Genomic DNA, 19,746 nt, shown 5'->3' on the forward strand with positions numbered 1-19,746 from the left:
TCTCCGGTCATAAAAAATCAAATTAATTATCATACTAGATATATTAATTCTTTCCGCTTACTCCCCACTCTCTACTCCCTCTTTTGGAGGAGATGTCTAATCAACAAACTCTTGCAGGATGGCAGAAATAACTGACCAGTTACAAAATCCTAAAAGCCTTACCAATCAATACTTTTGACTGTAAGATGTGCCTCTTATACCAAGCGTGAAAAAAGAATGTTACGAATAGTAAGAGCGATAAAAATACTTTATAGCAAGCGTGATAAATGTTTGTTACAAATGGTAGGGACGTTGCATAGTCCGTACGAAAGAAGGAAGAGGGAAGAAGGAAGAAGGAGTAAATATTGAAAAAAATGGAAAAACGATAGAGATAACTATCTAAAATGAACTGGAGCAGCTATTTTTAAGCATATCCGATCAATATCTACCTTTTTGTAACATTCTTTTTTGAAATTGGTATTACAGGAGCTGTCCCTTTGACAAAGCGGTGCAACCCCGCGACGACGATAGTCGCATCTGGTAGCGCACCAAGAGAAAAAGATAATTTACGCCCTAAAAAATGGTATTGAAGCCATTCCCATACGACTCCTGACTTAGTCCTCCTGACTTCCCCTCCCAGGAGGAGAGGGGTTAGGGGTGGGTTGGAGAGGCCCGCGGGTGGGTTGACTCCTAAGAAATAGCCTAACTATTTGTAGCAAACATTTATCAATTTGGTATTACATTCTGGAGGCGATGTGTGTGGAAATGGTTCCGCACTTTAAAAACGCCGTAGGAAACCTCGCCAATTAGCACTCGCTTTTAAATGCTAGACTTTTAACTTCCCGGTAGCTGCACTCTTTTCTACCTCCCTCTCTTTCCTCCTGTCTTGCTTCCATCAAGTTATTAGTATTCAATCAAATTTAATATAATATCATGTTTGTATAAGAGCGTGATCAAAAAACTTTCTCCTCTTCCTCCTCTTCTTTCTTCCCTCCTGACTCCTGAGTTCTGACTCCTCCCTAATTTATTTATAATTATTCAACCGGACATGATATAACCTGTCAATAAATAGTCACAACCAATAGCACGAATACTCATATTCTCTACCTCCACAGCATCCGTCATTTTAACTAATCCTAAATCCCCCACAGGTGAAGGTGCTATTTGCCCACCAATAATTTTAGGAGCAATAAAAGCCAATATTTTCTGCACCACACCATCAGCGATCGCCCTTGCTGCCAAAGTCCCCCCACATTCCCAAAGTACAGAAAGAAACCCCCGATCATAGAGATTTTCCATCACCTTTGCCGGAGTCAATGATGAAACTTCTACGACTTCAACCCCTTTTTGCCTCAAATATTGCTGAAATTCTTGATTAGACCCTACTTCTGTAAACACTAAAGTATTAGCTTCATCAACATCCCATAAATTAGCCTCTGTAGGTAAATCTAGACCGCGACTCATAACCACCCGCAAAGGATTATCAGCTTTAGTGCTGCGACTCGTCAAAAGTGGATTATCTCTACGCACCGTATTCCCTCCAATAATCACAACATCACAAGCAACCCGTAACTTATGTACTTCACTCCGCGCTGCAGGTGATGTCACCCATGCACTATGACCTGTAGTAGTAGCAATTTTGCCATCAAGAGTCATGGCATATTTCAAAATTCCAAAAGGTTTTTGATGGAGTATTCGATGAATAAAAGCTTCATTTAGTTGACGACATTCAGCTTCTAACACTCCAACCACAACTTGAATACCAGCTTCTCGTAATTTGGCAATACCACTACCTGCAACCAAAGGGTTCGGATCGATCATTCCAACCACAACCTTTGCCACACCTGCTGCAATTAAAGCTTCCGTACAAGGTGGTGTACGTCCATAATGACTACATGGTTCTAAACTCACATAGACAGTAGCTCCTTTTGCTTTTTCACCCGCCTCCTTGAGAGCAAAAACTTCTGCATGAGGATGACCGGCACCAGGATGAAACCCTTTTCCCACAATTTGGCCATTTTGAGCGATCGCACAACCTACCATGGGATTAGGGGCAGTTCTGCCTAAAGCACGTTGGGCCAACTCTAGACAATAACCCATGATTACTTGGTCGAATTTTTGTTGATTTTCACTTCGATCAAATTCTGACATCTTCAAATTTTTAGCTTCAAAGTACAAATTCGAGGAGCTACGCTATCAGTTTACTACCATGGGAAGCGTAGCATGAGATCAAATGAGTCCTGACTCCTGACTCCGAGCACAATACGATAGCTTAATAGAATTATAGAATTTGTAGTAACAGAGAACATTAACTACTCTTAAGACGCTCCATTAATGCTTCAAATCTAGACTTAGCTACGGCACTATTCTCTGCTAATGTTTCAGTATTATTATTATTCCCATAATTATCTTGATAAAGTAAATCTTTATGTTCACTAAAGCGGGTTACAGTACCGCGTAATCGAGTCGATAAAAACTTAGTAATTGCTCGATAAAATCTGAGAGAAAATAATACATCTTGCTCTAATTTTTCATTTAATTTTTGTTTAGAGATAGACAGAATTAAAGTATTTTCTATCGCCTTTACAGTAGCAGATGGTAATCTACCATCTACAAAAGACATCTCTCCCAAAATTTCACCAGAAGTAATAATACCTATTTCTTGATTTCCAACACCAGCTACATAAGCTTTCATTGTGCCATCAAGTACAATATAAAGAGCATCAATTGGTTGACCTTCATGGATTAATATAGTGTTAGTAGTAATTGTTTCCTTACTACCATTAGCAATCATCCAATCAATGTCACGATTGCTCAATTCCCCTAATATAGCTAACACTTTACTCATACGATATTTGTTTAATAATACATATTTCTCAATGATTTAACTTAAGTATTTAACTGGACATAATACATTAAACCTGAAACGGCGATTCATTCCTACTAAACAGATTTTACCAACATTAATACCAATTATCAAAAATAATACTATAAAAAGAAATTTGGAAATTTATGGCAACTTTGAGACTGAGAATCATATTTCCTACCTAATCTCTATCATAATTTTTATTCTTTTTTCTTCCTTACCTTTTTGCGAAATTGTTTGATGCAACAATTAGTACTAAATAACTCTAGTAGTACTAAATAACTCTAGGAAAACTTTTTTGCCTTAAGCAAGCTCCAGTAGAATGCCACCAGCATTCTAGTAATTTTATAAATCGAAGGGTTTGCTCAGTTATCGATCGCCCTGATGAGCTTAATATTTTACCTATTTAGTTTACAATACTTCACAAAATTAGTTACTATAGTTTAAGATGAGGTTAACTTTTTCCTAGTCTATCCCTAGACCAGATAATTTACCACTTTGAAAAGAGTTATAAAAACTAATAATCCTGATAAGGAGTTAAAATATAACCATGACTGACAAATACCCTTCAACTACTAAGAAAAATTTAGAAAATTATCTTGAGATAGATAAACCAGAAGAAGCTTGTGGTGTTTTCGGAATTTATGCCCCAGAAGAAGATGTAACTAAACTAACCTATTTTGGCTTATATGCACTACAGCATCGAGGTCAAGAGTCTGCAGGAATTGCTACTTTTCAAGATGATAAAGTTTACATACATAAAGGAATGGGGCTAGTATCTCAAGTCTTTAATGAGTCCATCTTACAGCAGTTGACTGGTAATATAGGAATTGGTCATACTCGTTATTCTACTACAGGCTCTAGTCAGATTATTAATGCTCAACCTGCTCTTGTTGAGACCCCTCTTGGACCTTTGGCAATTGCACACAATGGTAATCTTGTCAATACACAAGAATTAAAAAAAGAACTAATTGACCGTGGATGTAGCTTTAAGAGTACTACAGATTCAGAAATGATTGCATTAGCGATCGCCACAGAAGTTAAAAGTGGTAAAAGCTGGCTAGAAGCTGCTATTAGTGCTTTTCATTTGTGTAAAGGAGCCTTCAGTTTAACCATTGGTACTCCAGAAGGTCTGATGGGAGTACGAGACCCCCACGGGGTACGACCCCTTGTTATTGGTACATTAGAAGATATCAACCCAAAAAGATATGTCCTCGCCTCAGAAACCTGTGCTTTAGATATTATTGGTGCAGAATATCTCCGAGATGTTGAACCTGGAGAGTTAGTTTGGATTACAGAAGAAGGTATGGCTTCCTTCCACTGGAATCAGAAACCACAAAGGAAGCTATGTATTTTTGAAATGATTTATTTTGCCCGCCCGGACAGCATAATGGAAGGTGGTAGTTTATACAGCTACAGACTCAAAATAGGACGCCAGTTAGCAAGAGAATCTTTAGTAGAGGCAGATATGGTCATAGGTGTTCCTGATTCTGGTATTCCCGCAGCTATAGGTTTTTCTCAAGAATCAGGTATTCCCTATGCTGAGGGATTAATTAAAAATCGCTATGTTGGTCGTACCTTTATTCAGCCAACTCAACACATGAGAGAATCAGGCATCCGCATGAAACTTAACCCTCTCAAAGATGTATTAGAAGGTAAGCGAGTGATTATAGTTGACGATTCTATTGTGCGTGGCAACACCAGTAAAAAAATCGTTAAAGCTTTGCGAGATTCTGGCGCAACAGAAGTTCACATGAGAATTTCTTCCCCACCAGTAACTCATCCCTGTTTTTATGGCATTGATACAGATAACCAAGAGCAATTAATTGGAGCCACAAAATCAGTTGCAGAAATTGCCGAACAAATAGGTGTTGACTCTCTCGCATACTTGAGTTGGGAGGGGATGTTAAGAACAACGGATGAAGATCCTAAGACTTTTTGTTCTGCTTGTTTTACTGGTGACTATCCTATTCCTTTACCAGACAAATTGAAGCGTTCTAAACTTATTCTAGAAAATACTGTTCAAGTTTAAATAGTATTATGTCTGGTTAATTAATGACAATCTAAAGTATCAGGTGATAGGTATTAGCTTGTAGGTATGATATTGAGATCAATCATTGCCATGGAAAATTTATTCTCTAAGTTGCCCTTGTTTTCTCCATGTCCTGTTCCTAATTATTCATAACTATTCTACCAGACATAATATAAAACGATAGAATAATATTTTGATCGTTATTAAGCATTCAGCAATTAGTAGTGAATAATTACTTCTAAGGTTTGGGAAGGGTACTTTGGCAGTAACTTTTTATTCTTTCCTCAATTTCAAAGGTTGCTTTTACCTTCCCCAAAATTAATTGCTCATTAGAAGGTTAGATAATAAATGACGGCTGTTTACGCAGCATTCCGCAGGAAATGTTGACGATAATTAGGGTTTGCGTATGGAAAGTCTTTTGGTAGGAGTAGGAGACAACCCACCCCTCGCCCCTCCCCCTCCCAGGAGGGGAAGACAGTAGACAGGAGAAAAGGGTCGGGAGCGAGGAGGTAGGAGTAAGAATTGTCCCAAGATTGTTCTGCCCAACTATGCGCCTAAAATACGCTCCTTTTTGAGCGTGAAGAGCTGAAAAATTTGCACTTTTTAAAGGCCCCAAAAAGGCTAAAACCTTTATCTGTAAAATACTTTTAGATTTAATCAGCAAGCCCTAATTAGTTACCAATAATCAAATTTTTCAGCAAAAAAAAACACACCTTTTTTCAGATTATGGAGTTGTTTTTTAAATAAATCAAAAGTAATATTTACTTGCTCATATTATCAATTATTTTTTGATATTCATCCTGATTTTCTGTTTTAAATAAATCATTCATTAGCCAATCTAATAACCCCATTTCATCATCATCAACATCATAATCGTCTTTACCAAAAATTTTCAGGAAATACGTTAAGCTCTTATTTTCAAGATTATCATAAACTTCTTTTCTGGCTTAACTATCAGAAATATTATCGTCTTTATTAGCCTCCTTGGCTTGCTTGATTAACTATTAAAATTTTTCTCTATCTTCTTGATTGCTCATATTTTCCCTCTACTTTTATGTAAATTAGAAAGGTTAAACTTAAATATTCTAATCAATGCCTTGCTAAATTATTTCATACAACTTTTACAGCTTTATACTTTTGATAATTTCTTAATACTAACGATTATTTCACATAAGCTAGGTATGAAACAATTTGCAATATATCTGAGAGTGAAATAGTATAACAACTATTACTTTGGAGAATCGCCGTCTGTAACATTTGTTGGTCCTAAATATTTCCTAAGATAAGGTGAAAATACCTCATAAATTAATGTCAGTGGCTGGCCATGATGCCAAAATAGGTAATGTCGTCCCCAAAATGGTCCTAACTCCCCAAAAGCTAACTCTAATTCTCTAGAATGACCATAATAAATTCCCTGGACATCTCGATACAATTCAGTCCGCAAACGAGCTAAACTAGCCCAAATAGGCAAAGACCGATTTTGCAAATACTCATCTACATGACTCGCTTCCCACCAAGAAGCAGCATAAGCGAGTCTTTGTCCTGAAGTTGTCCTCAACCATACCTGCCGTCGCAGTCTAGGGCCAGGTACAGCATTAATTAAGTCAGGGGCATTATCAAGATTCATGCCAATAGGAGACATATCAATTACATCAACTTCTGTTGGTTCAGTTGTCAAAAGTTGTAAGTGACGAGTGGGAGAGCCATCTCCAAGTAGTAATATTTGCCATGCAGGTGAAAGTTGGCAGTGGGGCAGACCTTGGCGCACTACTTCTTCTCCTCCTTGCCATAAGGGGGCTAGGGAGTACCAAGGTTTGGGTTGTATAATAGAATGTTTGGGTGAAATAGCAGTCAATTTTTTTTCTTTACAAAACTTAATTTATTTATTTCGATCATAGCGTCCCGACTCAATTCTTTCTACTACCATCAAAATAATTAGGGTTTGCTTATGGAAGTCTTATGGGTGAGGTTTTTTGCCCCTGTCTGCTCAAAATTCTTACATTTTCAGCTTCGCACTAGGGAGATGGGGAGATGGGGAGATGGGGAGATGGGGAGATGGGGAGATAGGGAGATTCGTATATTTGCACAACTTTTTGTAGTTCATATAACTTAAAATTTTGTCACGCATAATTTCACACAATTAAGTGCAAAATTATTACCTAAGTCAAATTATTATCAGTTAAACTTTTGAGCTAAATCAATCTTAAACTTTTAACTTTTAACTGTAATGAAGTTCCTCTTACTTAGCTGTTGGCGTAGCATTTATGTCAGAAATAGAGACCGACAAATTATCCACTGGATGGATGATTTATGTGAAACATCATAAGTAGTAAAAAGTTCAATTTAAAGGAGTATTTAAACTGCCTCTAAATCTTTTATGTAGGACTTAAAACTAAGGGTAATTTCATTATAGATTTTGGCAATGAATTTATTGATTTTCAGACAGCGAAGGATAAATTTCCTCAAGCTGGAAATAACCTAGTTTCATCAATATATAAAATGGCAAAGTTTAGAATGAAACAGCCCTGCTTAAAAGCATTCCTTAAGAAGTATTAAAGAAGAGCAAAACTTTCTAGCATTGGCTTTTTGTTTCTTTCTTCCCTAGGTAATGCTGTACATTTATCTCATGGTGTGAAACAAGTCAAGCAAATTCAAGCTTAATAAATATTTTTGCTATATTTCGTACTATTAGTAAACCAAAATAAAATTACCGAATAATTAATAATTAAATAATTAAATAATTAAACAATTCGGGTTAAAAGCCTCCCCTTTCAAGGAGAAAAAAATAAATTTTTTCCTTATTTGTCAATCCTATCCCTTTTAGGGAGAGGTAATTATCAAGTAAGCATTTCCTGCGGAATGCTGCGCAAACAGCTATTAGCTGTCAGCTCTTATGACCGGGTTTTAATAAATATAGACTGTTTTAGCCAGCTTTTAGGCGTAAGTATAAATTCTGGGTGTTACTGATAGATAGGCATGATTTGATGATTTTGTATTTTCGATTGTTTGAACTACTTGTTAATATTAACTTTTCCCTCCATACCTATTCCCAACTCCAGTGTTTCCTCCATACCTATAAACCTACTTTCATACCTTAATTCCACAATGCCTAATTCTGATAAATTAGCAAAGCTTTTATCTCAAACTAAAAGCAATAGCTGATAGCTGATGGCTGACGGCTGAATGCTTACATTATCAATTATCCATTAATGAACGCATCTATGAATAAAACATACTATTAATACCAATTTCAGAAAATATTTTTCTAGAAGGTGACAAGTTCAGAAAATAATAGGCTATCGTCAAAAAAAAGTGTATAAAAAAAAGAAAAAAAGATGAAGATTTAAAATATATGTAAGGAATAAAAATTTCAACTATAGATAGAAAACACAGATTAATATTTCAACAATTAATAATTAATAATTAATAATTGTTGAAATATTAATTATTAATTATGTAATATAAGGATTGGCTAAAAGGATTTTTTTTCTTCTCTTGGTCGATTGGATATGGCGAGGAGACCTCGCCATCCAACCCTACGGGAAGCTGCGAAGATCGACCGCTTTTTTCTCCATGAATGGAGAAGCTTTATACCTTAATTTTTCGGTAAGTAATTTGTCCTAAATGTATAATAAAAAATACTGACAGCGATTAAATCCTAAAATATGACATATTTTTTGAGTATAGCTTAGTGCTAAATCCTGTACTATTAATTGCTCAGACATTAAATATGAGACAAGAGAGATAATTTATAAATAATCAAAATTATGAATAAAAAACAACCATCATCCTTATGGAAATCAGTGACTGACAAGGCATCAACAGTTAGAGACAATCTTGGTAAAAAAGTATCTAAAGCCGGACATTCAATCAGTGAACAAGCTTCCAAAACTGCTAAAAGTAAAGCTTCAGAAATAGAAGAAATTATTAGTAATAAAACATCAGATGTTGGTAAATATTTTAGAGAAACTGTTAAAGAATCTGCTTTTGGAAAACAGCAAACTAATTCTGAATTATCGCCAGAAATAGAAAATGATTTAGAACAAGAAGAAATATATCATATTTTTGTTGCTTATCAGGTTGCTAGTCAGGGAGGTACTCAAAAAGTAACTCTTAAATCAGGTAAAAGCTATAACGTGAAAATTCGTATTAATAGTACTGAAGGCTCTACTTTACGATTAAAAAAATGCGGTTTACAAGGAAATGATGCTTTTCTAGTTTTACATACTTTTTATAATCCCGAATTAAACATAGACCGTCGGATGAATAATTTAATAATTCATTCATCAATTTATGAAAGAAGTAAAACTAGATGTTTAGAAGCTTATAACAGAATTAATACTGGTTTATATGTTTATGATTTAGCAGCACTCAATCTATTGGATTTTCTTGTTAACTCTTCAAATATAGATTCCTTGATTGGTTTACGCTATACAATTGCCAGTGAAAATTCGCGGTGGATAGGTATTGATAAAAGTTTGGAAGAAGTTTTAGAATTTGCCAATTTAAGCGAAGTTAAAAAATATCAAATCAAGAGTATTTATCAATATATTAAAGCAGCAGACCCTTTACCTAAATTAGATGATTTTCAACAGTTGGATGCAATGGTTTTAAATTCAGCAATCTCCTCTGAACTAAAAGATAAATATTTATTGGCAAGCGCAACATCAACTGGGTTAAGAATAGATATGTTGATTGTAGATTTAATTTACAGCAGCTCAGAAATAAATGATAATCAGCGTCGGAAATATTTATCGTTATATCAACAGATTAAAGAAGGTGTAAAAATTAGAGATAATTTTATTTCAGAAAGTTTAGACACGATAATTATGCAGGCAGAAATTCCGAGAATCTGCAAGATTGTATATCAACTTTTAAGAGAAAGATATTTTGAAATAGAATTAGAATTAGAAAAACTAGACCGAGAAGAATTTTACTCAGTTTTTAACAAATTCAAGAAAGTAGAACAGTTTGTAAAACAGGCAGAAAATCCAACCAAAACTACAAATAGTTTTGGGAATATTGCCATTCAGAAAGGAATGTTAATCGAGGAAGTGAATGATGCTGTAGTTAGTGGTGGTGTTGGAGTATTAGCAGCAGTAAAAGTATTGAAAGGAGGAGAAGCTTTAATTGGAGCTGTTGGTTTAGTAGCGATCGCCTCAACTTTAGAAATGAGTACTCAGGATAAAATTAAATTAGGAATTACTGAGGAAGGAAATTTTTATGGGGCGGTTGCTTATAGTGGAATTATGAATGCTATTAATCAAGTTAGTTGGGTAATTAGCGATGGTGGAGAAAGAAAATTAGAGCAGAAATTAGATATTTTTGGAATTTTTAAAGGCAGTCAGGATAAAAAGCAAATTTTACAAGAGTTGGAAACTAAATTGTATAGTTCTAATTAACCAACAGTATAGGGTTTTAAAATTAGATGATTCTGTATTTATTATCCAAGATTATCAAGGTTATATTTACAGAGATGGCAGTAGTAGAAAAGTAGAAATTTTAATCGAGAAAATTAGAGTAAGTCAGTATGCTAAAGGATCTACAAAAACAAAAATAGTTACATTGAAAGATGAGCAAATTTTAGATAAATTAAATTCTGTACAGGCAGCAGATGAAGTATATGTGTTTGAGAGTTTAGAGAAAGTTGATGATGTTAATAGTCTGAATTTTCCTGTTTCAAATAATTATTTATGGCCGATATGCTTAGAGGGGGAAAGGTTGATATTTCATGCTGCTAGATTAGAGCAATTAGAAGTAGGAAATAGATACGGAACGGGACAATTAATAGTTATGAAGTTAGTTATTAAGAAATTTTTTATCGATAAACCCCCTTCAATAATTCAAAGGGGTTATGAGATTACAGTGTGTTACAGATGGCCTGTTTATAATGACTTCAGCTTGCGTTTGAGAGTTTAGGCTGTACCTAGTCAGCAAAGCCTTTGAAATAAGAGGGATCTACTGCAAATGTCGGAATAGGCTCACCTTCACGCCGAGCCTTAGCACACTTAATTAGGTAATCATTGACTAAATTTCCAACTGCTTCAGTCAAACTAAACGCTAATCCAGATTGAATAACCGTACCCAACCCTGGAATTAATTTAGTTAAACTTGTTGCAAGCATTGTACCTGCTACTTGAGAAATCATAGGAGCAAAATAAGCTTTTACTCCTTCTTCAGTAAAACCGTACAATACAGTTAAAGATGCTATCATTCCATACTGAATTCCTGTAATCCATAAAGAATCGCTAAGTGGAATAGGATCAGCTGCAGCTACTGCTGCAGCTACTGCTGCTGTATGAATGATAGTTTGGGCCTTTGCCTGTTTGGATTCTAAATCAATTAATTGTGCATTCATAATAGCTTCCTTATAGGCATCAGGCATCATTTTTATAGTTAGATTTAGTAATTTTTTGAGTTGCTTTTGGCTTTGTTTCTTTTTTTCATTTTCTATAGCCTCTGAATAGCCAGAAGTGGTAGATTTTAAACTATCATCATCATCATCATTTAGAAAGTCTAATGCCTCATAAGGTTCTGGTATATAAACAAAAACTGGAATAATTTTTTCTTTTGAAATATTTGCATCTGTCAATGTTTAAATCATCTCTTCAAGTTGTTTTTTACTCGTTCTGTCTACTTGAGTAATAATAGTAATGATATTTTTAAAACTTTTAATAAAATCAGTATCTGACTCTGTTACTCTTGCCAATGGCCCATGAATAGTATACCAAATCATATGAATAGAACTATCAGGATTATTTTCTTTTGCTTTTATCCATTTTTTAGTTTCTTCTGTTAGCTCACTTTGAGCTTTATCATGTTCAAAACCTTTAGAATCCCAAACGTTAATATTAGGATTTTTATATTTTTCAAACCCTTGAGTCATTGGTTTACCATGACCAATTAACTTATCATCTACAGTATCTTTTCCAAATAAACTCTGAATTATTGAAGTCTTTCCAGTTCCCGTATAACCACAAACAAGTATATTAGGTACAGCTTGTTTTTCTTTTTCTTTAATATAGTTTTCCAAAAAATATTTAAAACCCTCAGAGCTAGAGCTTGTGTTCATATATTAATATCCTAAGTTAATATCTTAAGTATTATCATATCATTGAGGGGCTACGAGGTTTAAATTCTTACAGGCTTTTTGAAAATCTTGACCTGTTAAATGTCAATTTTTCATCCATAATACATCCAACTTGATTCGGCAAGGTCTCCCGTTATAATCTGTGATTTAACGGGAGAGAAATTGCCTGGTAGTAAATTAAATAGGTTTCGATTGCTGTTCAAATCTAGCACTAAAGAGTAGTATAAAATTATGATAATTACTCATTGCTACAAAGTTAAGCCCACTCCTGAACAGTCAGTCAAAATTGATTACTGGCTAGAACTATTACGAAGGCATTACAATTATGCTTTAGGTCAAAGACTAGATTGGTTAAATAGAACTAGATGTCAAATTGACCGTTGTTCATTAATTTCATGTCCTATTGGCGAAATTCAAAAGTTGCCAAATTATTATTTTCAGCAATCAGCACTTAAACAGACAAAAAAGTTATTTCCTGACTACAGAGAAATCTATTCAGAAGTCCAGCAAATTAACTTACAAAGACTAGATAAAGCTTGGAAACGTTGGCTAATACCTGACAAAAAGGGTAAACGTGGAGGACGACCAAGATTTAAAAAATCAGGAAAGTTAAGGTCATTTTGTTTCAGTAGAGTCAATCATTCCAAAGCAGTAATTAAATTTGATGGAAAACAAATAATTACTACGAGGTTTGGTACTATTCGAGTAATAGTTCATAGAGCTATTCCAGACGGTATGACGATAAAAACTGCAACTATAACTAAAAAAGCTGATGGTTATTATGTAAGTTTCAGTTTAGAAGATAAGTCGATTCCTAGTTTAATTCCTACAGAAAATATCAAAACTGCTGTAGGTATAGATGTCGGCTTAAAAGAGTTCTTAACTACCAATACTGGTGAAACTGTTTCTGTTCCTAAATTCTATAGAAAATCTCAATCTAATTTAGCAAGAAAGCAAAAAAAAGTATCTAGAAAAGAAATTGGGTCAAACAACTGGAAAAAAGCACAAAATAAAATAGCTAAATTACATCAACATATTGCCAGACAAAGAGAAGATTTTCACTATAAGACTGCTCATAAATTAGTTAAAGAATATGAGTTAATTGCTGTGGAAAACCTTAATATTAAAGGTTTAGCTAGAAATAGCAAATTATCAAAATCAATTTATGATGTAGCCTGGGGAGTTTTTATTGAAAAATTGAATGCAGTGGCGGTAAAACGCGGTGTTCATATAATTAAAGTTAATCCTCACAATACATCACAAAATTGTAGTAATTGTGGTCAAAAGGTACCTAAAACTTTGTCAGTTAGAACTCACTGTTGTCCTAAATGTAAAGTAGTTTTAGATCGGGACGAGAATGCAGCAATTAATATATTAAATAAAGCGTTAAACGAGGTGGGTATCATCTTGTCTGCTTGTGGAGGCTTAGATGTTAATCAGCCTGTGAAACAAGAAACTTCTTTGTTTGAGAAGCTCCCGTTATAATCGCGAGATTTAACGGGAGAGAACTTCACAACACTACATAAGATATAGCGCTATAGTTTTAACTATCCACATCTAACGTTAATTCCTGGGTCCAAAAAAAGAAAATCAGAGGTTAAACTAACAACCCCTGACTATTTTCCAATGCGGATGGCGAGACTCGAACTCGCAAGGCAAAGCCACACGCCCCTCAAACGTGCGCGTATACCAATTCCGCCACATCCGCTCTAGTTAGCATCTATCAACCAAACTTCCAGAAAATTATGGAATTTTAGCTAACAATATACAATAATAACATAAAATTCTGGAATGTCTACAAGAAATTTTCTAAAATCTTTTTAATGTAGTAGCCGTTGGGTTGGTTAGGACATTATCCCTCCTCTAAAATTTAGTCACAGTTAAGAATGTGCAAAGGGTCATTGACTCCCAATCGCTTATGACAAAAAATAAGGTCAATAGCTTCCCCCTTTCAAAGGGATAAAAAAGCGGTCGAAGGATGGCGAAGTTTCCTCGCCATATCCATGAGACCAAGAGAAAATAAACTTCAGTATTTCAACCCTTTGGCTTTAGCCAGAGTTACTGATAGCGTAGCTCCTCCAATAGGAGGCTAACTGATAACTGATAACTGATAACTGATAACTGAAATGCGGTTCTCTAAAATCCTAATAGCCAACCGAGGCGAAATAGCCCTACGCATTCTCCGCACCTGCGAAGAAATGGGCATAGCTACCATTGCCGTCCATTCAACCATAGACCGCCATGCCCTCCATGTGCAACTGGCGGACGAAGCAGTTTGCATTGGTGAACCCACCAGTAGCAAAAGCTATCTCAACATTCCCAATATTATTTCAGCAGCCCTAACTCGGGACGCCTCTGCCATCCATCCAGGCTATGGCTTCCTCGCAGAAAACGCCCGGTTTGCAGAAATCTGTGCTGACCACGACATTGCTTTTATCGGCCCAACACCAGAGGGGATGCGGGCCATGGGGGACAAATCCACAGCTAAAGAAACCATGCAAAAAGCTGGAGTTCCTACAGTTCCAGGAAGTGATGGTCTTCTCACAGATGAAAAAGAAGCAGTAGCGATCGCCAAAAAAATCGGTGTTCCCCTGATGATCAAAGCCACTGCTGGAGGTGGGGGACGAGGAATGAGACTGGTTCGCCAAGAAAACGAACTGTCCAAACTGCTTCAGGCAGCTCAAGGAGAAGCAGAAGCAGCCTTTGGCAACTCTGGAGTCTACATAGAAAAATTCATTGAACGTCCACGTCACATTGAATTTCAAATTCTAGCCGATAGTCACGGAAACGTGATTCACCTGGGAGAGAGAGACTGTTCTATTCAGCGTCGCCATCAAAAGTTACTAGAAGAAGCTCCCAGTCCAGCATTAAGTCCTAAACTACGTCAGAAAATGGGGGAAGCCGCAGTCAAAGCAGCCAAGTCCATCAATTATATAGGTGCTGGCACTGTAGAATTTCTCCTAGACCAGTCTGGTGAATTCTATTTTATGGAAATGAATACTAGGATTCAAGTAGAACATCCAGTCACAGAACTAATTACAGGACTTGACTTAATTGCGGAGCAAATTAGAATTGCCCAAGGGGAGAAACTGCGACTAACCCAAAAGCAGGTAAATTTTAATGGCCATGCCATAGAATGTCGAATTAACGCTGAAGACCCAGACCATAATTTTCGCCCCCATCCTGGTCGCATTAGTGGTTATCTACCACCGGGAGGTTTAGGAGTGAGGATGGACTCTCATGTTTACACAGACTATGAGATTCCACCTTACTATGATTCTTTGATTGGTAAATTAATAGTCTGGGGACAAGACCGTTCTACTGCTATTCAGAGGATGAAACGTGCCCTCAGGGAATGTGCTGTGACAGGAATTCCCACAACTATCAGCTTTCATCAAAGAATTTTAGAGACTCCAGAATTTCTGGAGGGGCAAGTATATACAAACTTTGTTGAGACTGTGATGAAACCCGATAGTAGTAAATAAGTAAGTTGAGGCAAAAAAAAACTAAGTATGTAACAAAAAGTAAAGTAGCTCTAAAACCTCTTCCCTTCTGCCTTGTGCCTTCTGCCTTCTGCCTCCTGCCTTCATTAGCTACAGCATCATTCTCAATAAACCTTGCTGGCCTAAAAGCAACTCTCGTAATAAACTGAAAATACCTACCCAAATAATCGGACTAATATCTACCCCACCTAGAGGAGGCACAATTTTCCTAGTGGGGGCTAAAAATGGTTCTGTCGGCCAAAAAATCAAATTAAACGGAAGTTGATTGATATTTACCTGGGGGTACCATGTGAGAACTATTCGGAAGATAAATAAGAAAGTCATTAACCCCAGGACAATACCTAGAGTCCAATTAGCTAATGTCAGATAGTCCATAAGACAATAAAAAAATGTAATTTTGTCGAGTAAAATTTGCTTTAAGTTATCTGATTGTATTTCAAATTATCTAAACGTTGGTTGAAGACCCGCGCTCTCCATCCCCACTTATTTACTACTACCAAAATTTGTACTGAAAAAAATCGCAAACCGCTATAATATTGAAGATTAAAGTAAATCAAATTTTGTGGCAAAGGGCAATAATCCATGACTCCTTCTTTATCAAACTTCTTATTAAGTCTACTGGCGGGAACTCTAATTGTAGTTATTCCTGCTACAATTTTTCTGATATTCGTCAGCCAAAAGGATAAAGTTACTCGTTCCTAGACCCTAAATAATAAACATTTTCCTTTTTGGAGCAAAGGTTAAGTCAGAATACCATTTCCTAGAAGTCTAACAATCACGAATTCTTCTTAGGAATAAACTTTTTTCTGCAATAACTTAACAGTTATGTGAAGAGCCGAAGAGCAAACTATTTTTGGTTTAAGTTTCACCTAATTTTTTTTTTGCAAAGACAAAGTTAAAGCCTCAGACTATAGAATAGGGAAGACAGTGATATAATTGTCCAAACCTAACAAGCTGAGGTTTTTCTTTGTTAAATTGATGATGTAGCAGAAGGCAGAAGGAAAAATCTGGCGTTGTTTGAGTTTTCAGCTTTTGATATGTCAAATATAGCAATGGCGACTGCTATACAATATCCAACTAAATATTAAATAAGCTTTATATCTGCCAAATAACTTCAAGTCTAAATACCAAGTCAGGGTAGAGATTATTAAACTTGAATTACTAATTGATGAATTACTTAGGAGATTTAGAATGGTCAACTTAGGATTAAATTGGAGTAGTTTGCTAGGAATAATCCTGGCCATAGCAGGAGCAGGACTATACTTTCTCCGCACATGGCGTCCAAAACTAGCGAGAGACCACGATATTTTCTTTGCAGCAATTGGCTTACTATGTGGAGGTATTCTTATATTCCAAGGCTGGAGATTAGACCCTATTTTAGCTTTTGGTCAGTTTTTGTTAACTGGTAGTGCCATATTCTTTGCCACAGAATCTATAAGAATGAGGGGTCTTACAACTAAGCAGGCAAGAGAACGTACCCCTATTGTAGATGAAGAAAGACCGGTAAGTCCTGTTTATGGTTATGCAGAAACAGACTTAGACGAACTAGAACCTTATGAAGAATATCCTGCTAACCGTCGTATCAGAGGTACTCAAGATTATCGTTCTTCTAGGCCAGATAATTTTGAAGATGATTACCGCCGTCGTCCTCCTAATCGCAGAAGCAGTTATGATAGAACAGGAGAAACAAACCCAAGATTACGCAAGCGTAGTCCTCGTTCAGAAGATTATTCTACTAGATCGTCTGCTGAATATTGGGAAAATTCTGTAGACTTAGAAAATAACAGACCTGCTTCTCGCAGTCGAGGTAATTTTGGTGATGCTAATAGGCCAGAAGATAGACTACCTCGCCCTCGTAGTCGAGATAGTTGGGAGACTTCTAGTACTGAAGAAAGACCATCTAATAACCGTACTCGTCGTCCTATTCCCGAAGCAAGCTACTCGGAAGAAATATCCTCTAGAACTAGAAAACGTCGTCCACCAGAAGCATCATCTACTGATGGAGAAGCAACATCAGAAAATTATGTAGAGTATACTCCTATGGATTCTGCTGATAGTGATATTAATGGTTAAATTCTAATATAAATAGAAATATTAGGTGGGGATAATTTTGATTTTTCAAGTAAATTAAAAAATTGCATTTTTCCCCGCCCACTCTATTATTTATTTAGTCGCTGAATATCAATACCTCTGTAGAAAATCAATTTTTGCTGAATCTAAAAAATCATCATCAAAACTTCACCACAAAATTCCTAATCTATTCATTAATAAGCTGTTTTGCATTTAAACCATATATCCAATTTTTGTCAAAGGGAACAGCGGTGCGACCCCGCGTCGGCGCCAGATGCAAGCGGTCGGAACCAGGCTAGGTCTCCTCGCCATGGGAATGACCAAGAGAGGGAATGCGCACCAAGAAAGGGAATATAGAATCTAAATGATTGTGAACTTATTACTAATTTTCTATAAGTTTATAAATAATAGTTCAAACGGTTCAAACTTTATGAATTCCTATATCCATTTGCAGTGAAGTATAACACAATACTTTATTTGGTTAAATGAAACCCTAATTGAGTAAATTTCCTGTTAAATTGGCTCTACAATTATATAAATTTTAGGAGTTTTCAATTTAGTAAAAAAGACAGAGTACATAGACTTTAGCCTCAAATTAGAACGAACTTATTCTCATGGCAAAAGTTATTTGTTTCACTCAAATAAAAAGTGCTATTCCTATAATTATTAATAACTTGATCTACAAAGCTGGCGCGAAGCTAATATCTAGAATACTTGAAAGCCAATTCCCAATACAATAATTAAAGAATAGATAAATTAAATGTCATATTACTTTTAAGTCTAGTGCCAATTTTACGGAAAAAAAATGCAAGTTTTTTGCTCCAAAAAGCTGAAAATGCTCACATTTTCAACAAACCTAGACAGACAAATCTCAGACAATTATTCCTCTTTCCTCTTTCCTGCTTCTGACTCCTACAAAAAGACTTTTTCATCAAACCCTAATTAATCTTATCTATTAGCGACTCAACTTCTAACTCTTTTTTCAAAAAATTACTGCGTAATAATATTAAATATAAACTAGACTTGACAAGCAACAATGAATGCCAAATTTTTGTCAAAAACCACATTAAGAATACTTATAGTAGTAGCAGTTGGTGTAAATTTAACTAATTTTTCTCCAGTCAAGGCTCAAATAACAGTAGATACAATTCCCAGACCCCTGAATAAAAACCAAAAAGAAACACTACTTTCTCTAAGTCTAGAAGAAAAAACTAATATTCGTGTTTATGAACAAGCTAGTCAAGCAGTAGTTTCCATAGATACAGATAAAACTAATGGTAGTGGTGCCATTATCAGTCCCGACGGAATGGTATTAACAAATGCTCATGTGGTATCTCAAGGCGGTGTGGTCAAAATTAGCTTAGCAAATGGTAGAAAAGTTACAGCAGATGTCATAGGTTTTGGTGAAGAAGATTTAGACTTAGCAGTTCTCAAAATTCGAGGAGAAAGAAACCTTCCCACTATTAGAATAGCTCGTCCAGGTTCGACAAAAGTAGGTCAGCGAGCTTTTGCCATCGGAAATCCTTTTGGCAGATTTCAAGGTACTCTTACTGTAGGAATAGTTAGTCGTATAGACCGAGAAAGAGGATTGATCCAAACAGATGCAGCTATTAACCCTGGTAATTCTGGGGGACCACTATTGAACAGCTCTGGAGAACTTATTGGTGTCAATACTGCTATATTTACTCGTGGTCAATTAGGGGGTAATATTGGTATTGGTTTTGCTATATCTATAGATAGAGTCCCAGAGTTTCTAAGAGCAGTTCGAGAAGGAACAGCGCCTTTAGTAGCTCAACAACAAACAGGAATGTTTGATGAGAAGCAGGCTGAAAAATTAGACCTTAATGGTTTAATAGAAATCAAGGGTAATTTGGACAGTGAATCTAATGTATTGCCTGTAGACAATAGTTACTATGACCTTTACGCTTTTGAGGGTTTAGCAGGTCAAAAGATTTCTATTGATATGAGCAGCAATAAAATAGATTCTTACTTAATTTTATTAAGTTCAAATGGTCAAGAATTAGCTCAAGATGATGATAGTGGTGGAGAGAAAAATGCCAGAATTGTGATTACTTTACCAGAAGATGGAACTTACAAGTTATTAGCAAATTCTTATGAAGCAGGAGAGTCAGGAGAATATCAGTTGAAAATTGAGTCTGTTTCATCCAGAATTAGACCTTTCTTTGAGCGCGAAAGGATAAATTAG

The 19,746-nt window shown here is 35.8% G+C and carries 15 protein-coding genes, 1 tRNA gene and 1 pseudogene; 10 read left to right on the forward strand and 7 right to left on the reverse strand.

The features are described 5' to 3' along the window. Window positions 1-216 precede the first annotated feature (216 nt). The gene (locus F6K15_RS09040; RefSeq protein ID WP_293060016.1) at window positions 217-348 is read left to right on the forward strand and encodes a hypothetical protein; all 132 of its coding nucleotides are present in this window, start codon (window positions 217-219) and stop codon (window positions 346-348) included. Window positions 349-1,017: 669 nt separating this feature from the next. On the opposite strand, the gene ribD is transcribed toward F6K15_RS09040, so the two are convergent. Then, entirely contained in the window at window positions 1,018-2,130 is a 1,113-nt protein-coding gene (ribD, locus tag F6K15_RS09045; RefSeq protein WP_293060019.1) for a bifunctional diaminohydroxyphosphoribosylaminopyrimidine deaminase/5-amino-6-(5-phosphoribosylamino)uracil reductase RibD, read from the reverse strand. Window positions 2,131-2,287: 157 nt separating this feature from the next. Continuing rightward, window positions 2,288-2,827, reverse strand: a complete 540-nt coding sequence (locus F6K15_RS09050; RefSeq protein ID WP_293060022.1) for a cyclic nucleotide-binding domain-containing protein — start codon at window positions 2,825-2,827, stop codon at window positions 2,288-2,290. A 568-nt stretch (window positions 2,828-3,395) separates the two neighbouring features. On the opposite strand from F6K15_RS09050, the gene purF reads away from it, so the two are divergent. Next, entirely contained in the window at window positions 3,396-4,877 is a 1,482-nt protein-coding gene (gene purF, locus F6K15_RS09055; protein WP_293060025.1) for an amidophosphoribosyltransferase, read from the forward strand. Between the two features lie 1,228 nt (window positions 4,878-6,105). Here purF and F6K15_RS09060 read toward each other — a convergent pair. Then, window positions 6,106-6,732, reverse strand: coding sequence for a chorismate lyase (locus tag F6K15_RS09060; protein ID WP_375341054.1), 627 nt, complete (start codon window positions 6,730-6,732; stop codon window positions 6,106-6,108). A 93-nt stretch (window positions 6,733-6,825) separates the two neighbouring features. On the opposite strand from F6K15_RS09060, the gene F6K15_RS09065 reads away from it, so the two are divergent. From F6K15_RS09065 to F6K15_RS09075, 3 genes are all read left to right on the forward strand, one after another. After that, window positions 6,826-6,990 (forward strand): hypothetical protein, encoded by a 165-nt coding sequence (locus tag F6K15_RS09065; protein ID WP_293060028.1) that lies wholly within the window; start codon window positions 6,826-6,828, stop codon window positions 6,988-6,990. A 1,654-nt stretch (window positions 6,991-8,644) separates the two neighbouring features. Then, window positions 8,645-10,279: a hypothetical protein gene (locus F6K15_RS09070; protein ID WP_293060031.1), complete on the forward strand. Its 1,635-nt coding sequence runs from the start codon at window positions 8,645-8,647 to the stop codon at window positions 10,277-10,279. Next, window positions 10,203-10,796, forward strand: a complete 594-nt coding sequence (locus F6K15_RS09075) for a hypothetical protein (RefSeq protein WP_293060033.1) — start codon at window positions 10,203-10,205, stop codon at window positions 10,794-10,796. Before F6K15_RS09070 ends, F6K15_RS09075 begins: the two co-directional genes overlap by 77 nt. Before the next feature lie 7 nt (window positions 10,797-10,803). On the opposite strand, the gene F6K15_RS09080 is transcribed toward F6K15_RS09075, so the two are convergent. Both F6K15_RS09080 and F6K15_RS09085 read right to left on the reverse strand, forming a co-directional pair. Then, window positions 10,804-11,469: a hypothetical protein gene (locus tag F6K15_RS09080; protein WP_293060036.1), complete on the reverse strand. Its 666-nt coding sequence runs from the start codon at window positions 11,467-11,469 to the stop codon at window positions 10,804-10,806. Window positions 11,470-11,472: 3 nt separating this feature from the next. After that, window positions 11,473-11,949: a GTPase gene (locus F6K15_RS09085; RefSeq protein WP_293060039.1), complete on the reverse strand. Its 477-nt coding sequence runs from the start codon at window positions 11,947-11,949 to the stop codon at window positions 11,473-11,475. A 249-nt stretch (window positions 11,950-12,198) separates the two neighbouring features. Between F6K15_RS09085 and F6K15_RS09090 the strand changes: the two genes are divergently transcribed. Next, on the forward strand, window positions 12,199-13,452 hold the full coding sequence (locus F6K15_RS09090; RefSeq protein ID WP_293060042.1) for a transposase: 1,254 nt from the start codon (window positions 12,199-12,201) through the stop codon (window positions 13,450-13,452). Between the two features lie 142 nt (window positions 13,453-13,594). Here F6K15_RS09090 and F6K15_RS09095 read toward each other — a convergent pair. Continuing rightward, a tRNA-Leu gene (locus tag F6K15_RS09095) sits at window positions 13,595-13,675 on the reverse strand. 418 nt (window positions 13,676-14,093) lie between these two features. Here F6K15_RS09095 and accC point away from each other — a divergent pair. Continuing rightward, a complete protein-coding gene (gene accC / locus F6K15_RS09100; protein ID WP_293060044.1) occupies window positions 14,094-15,452 on the forward strand; it encodes an acetyl-CoA carboxylase biotin carboxylase subunit in 1,359 nt (452 codons plus the stop codon). Between the two features lie 108 nt (window positions 15,453-15,560). Here the strand turns inward: accC and F6K15_RS09105 are convergent, their stop codons facing one another. Continuing rightward, on the reverse strand, window positions 15,561-15,845 hold the full coding sequence (locus F6K15_RS09105; RefSeq protein ID WP_293060047.1) for a YggT family protein: 285 nt from the start codon (window positions 15,843-15,845) through the stop codon (window positions 15,561-15,563). Between the two features lie 207 nt (window positions 15,846-16,052). Here F6K15_RS09105 and psbX point away from each other — a divergent pair, with 207 nt between their 5' ends. From psbX to F6K15_RS09120, 3 genes and pseudogenes are all read left to right on the forward strand, one after another. Beyond that, window positions 16,053-16,172, forward strand: a complete 120-nt coding sequence (gene psbX / locus F6K15_RS09110; RefSeq protein ID WP_124146589.1) for a photosystem II reaction center X protein — start codon at window positions 16,053-16,055, stop codon at window positions 16,170-16,172. Window positions 16,173-16,661: 489 nt separating this feature from the next. Continuing rightward, entirely contained in the window at window positions 16,662-17,543 is an 882-nt protein-coding gene (locus F6K15_RS09115; RefSeq protein ID WP_293060053.1) for a Ycf66 family protein, read from the forward strand. Window positions 17,544-18,576: 1,033 nt separating this feature from the next. Then, a pseudogene (locus F6K15_RS09120) lies at window positions 18,577-19,710 on the forward strand (trypsin-like peptidase domain-containing protein); the annotation flags it as partial. Window positions 19,711-19,746 lie beyond the last annotated feature (36 nt).

This window comes from Okeania sp. SIO2B3 (genome assembly GCF_010672525.1).
Lineage (GTDB): Bacteria > Cyanobacteriota > Cyanobacteriia > Cyanobacteriales > Microcoleaceae > Okeania.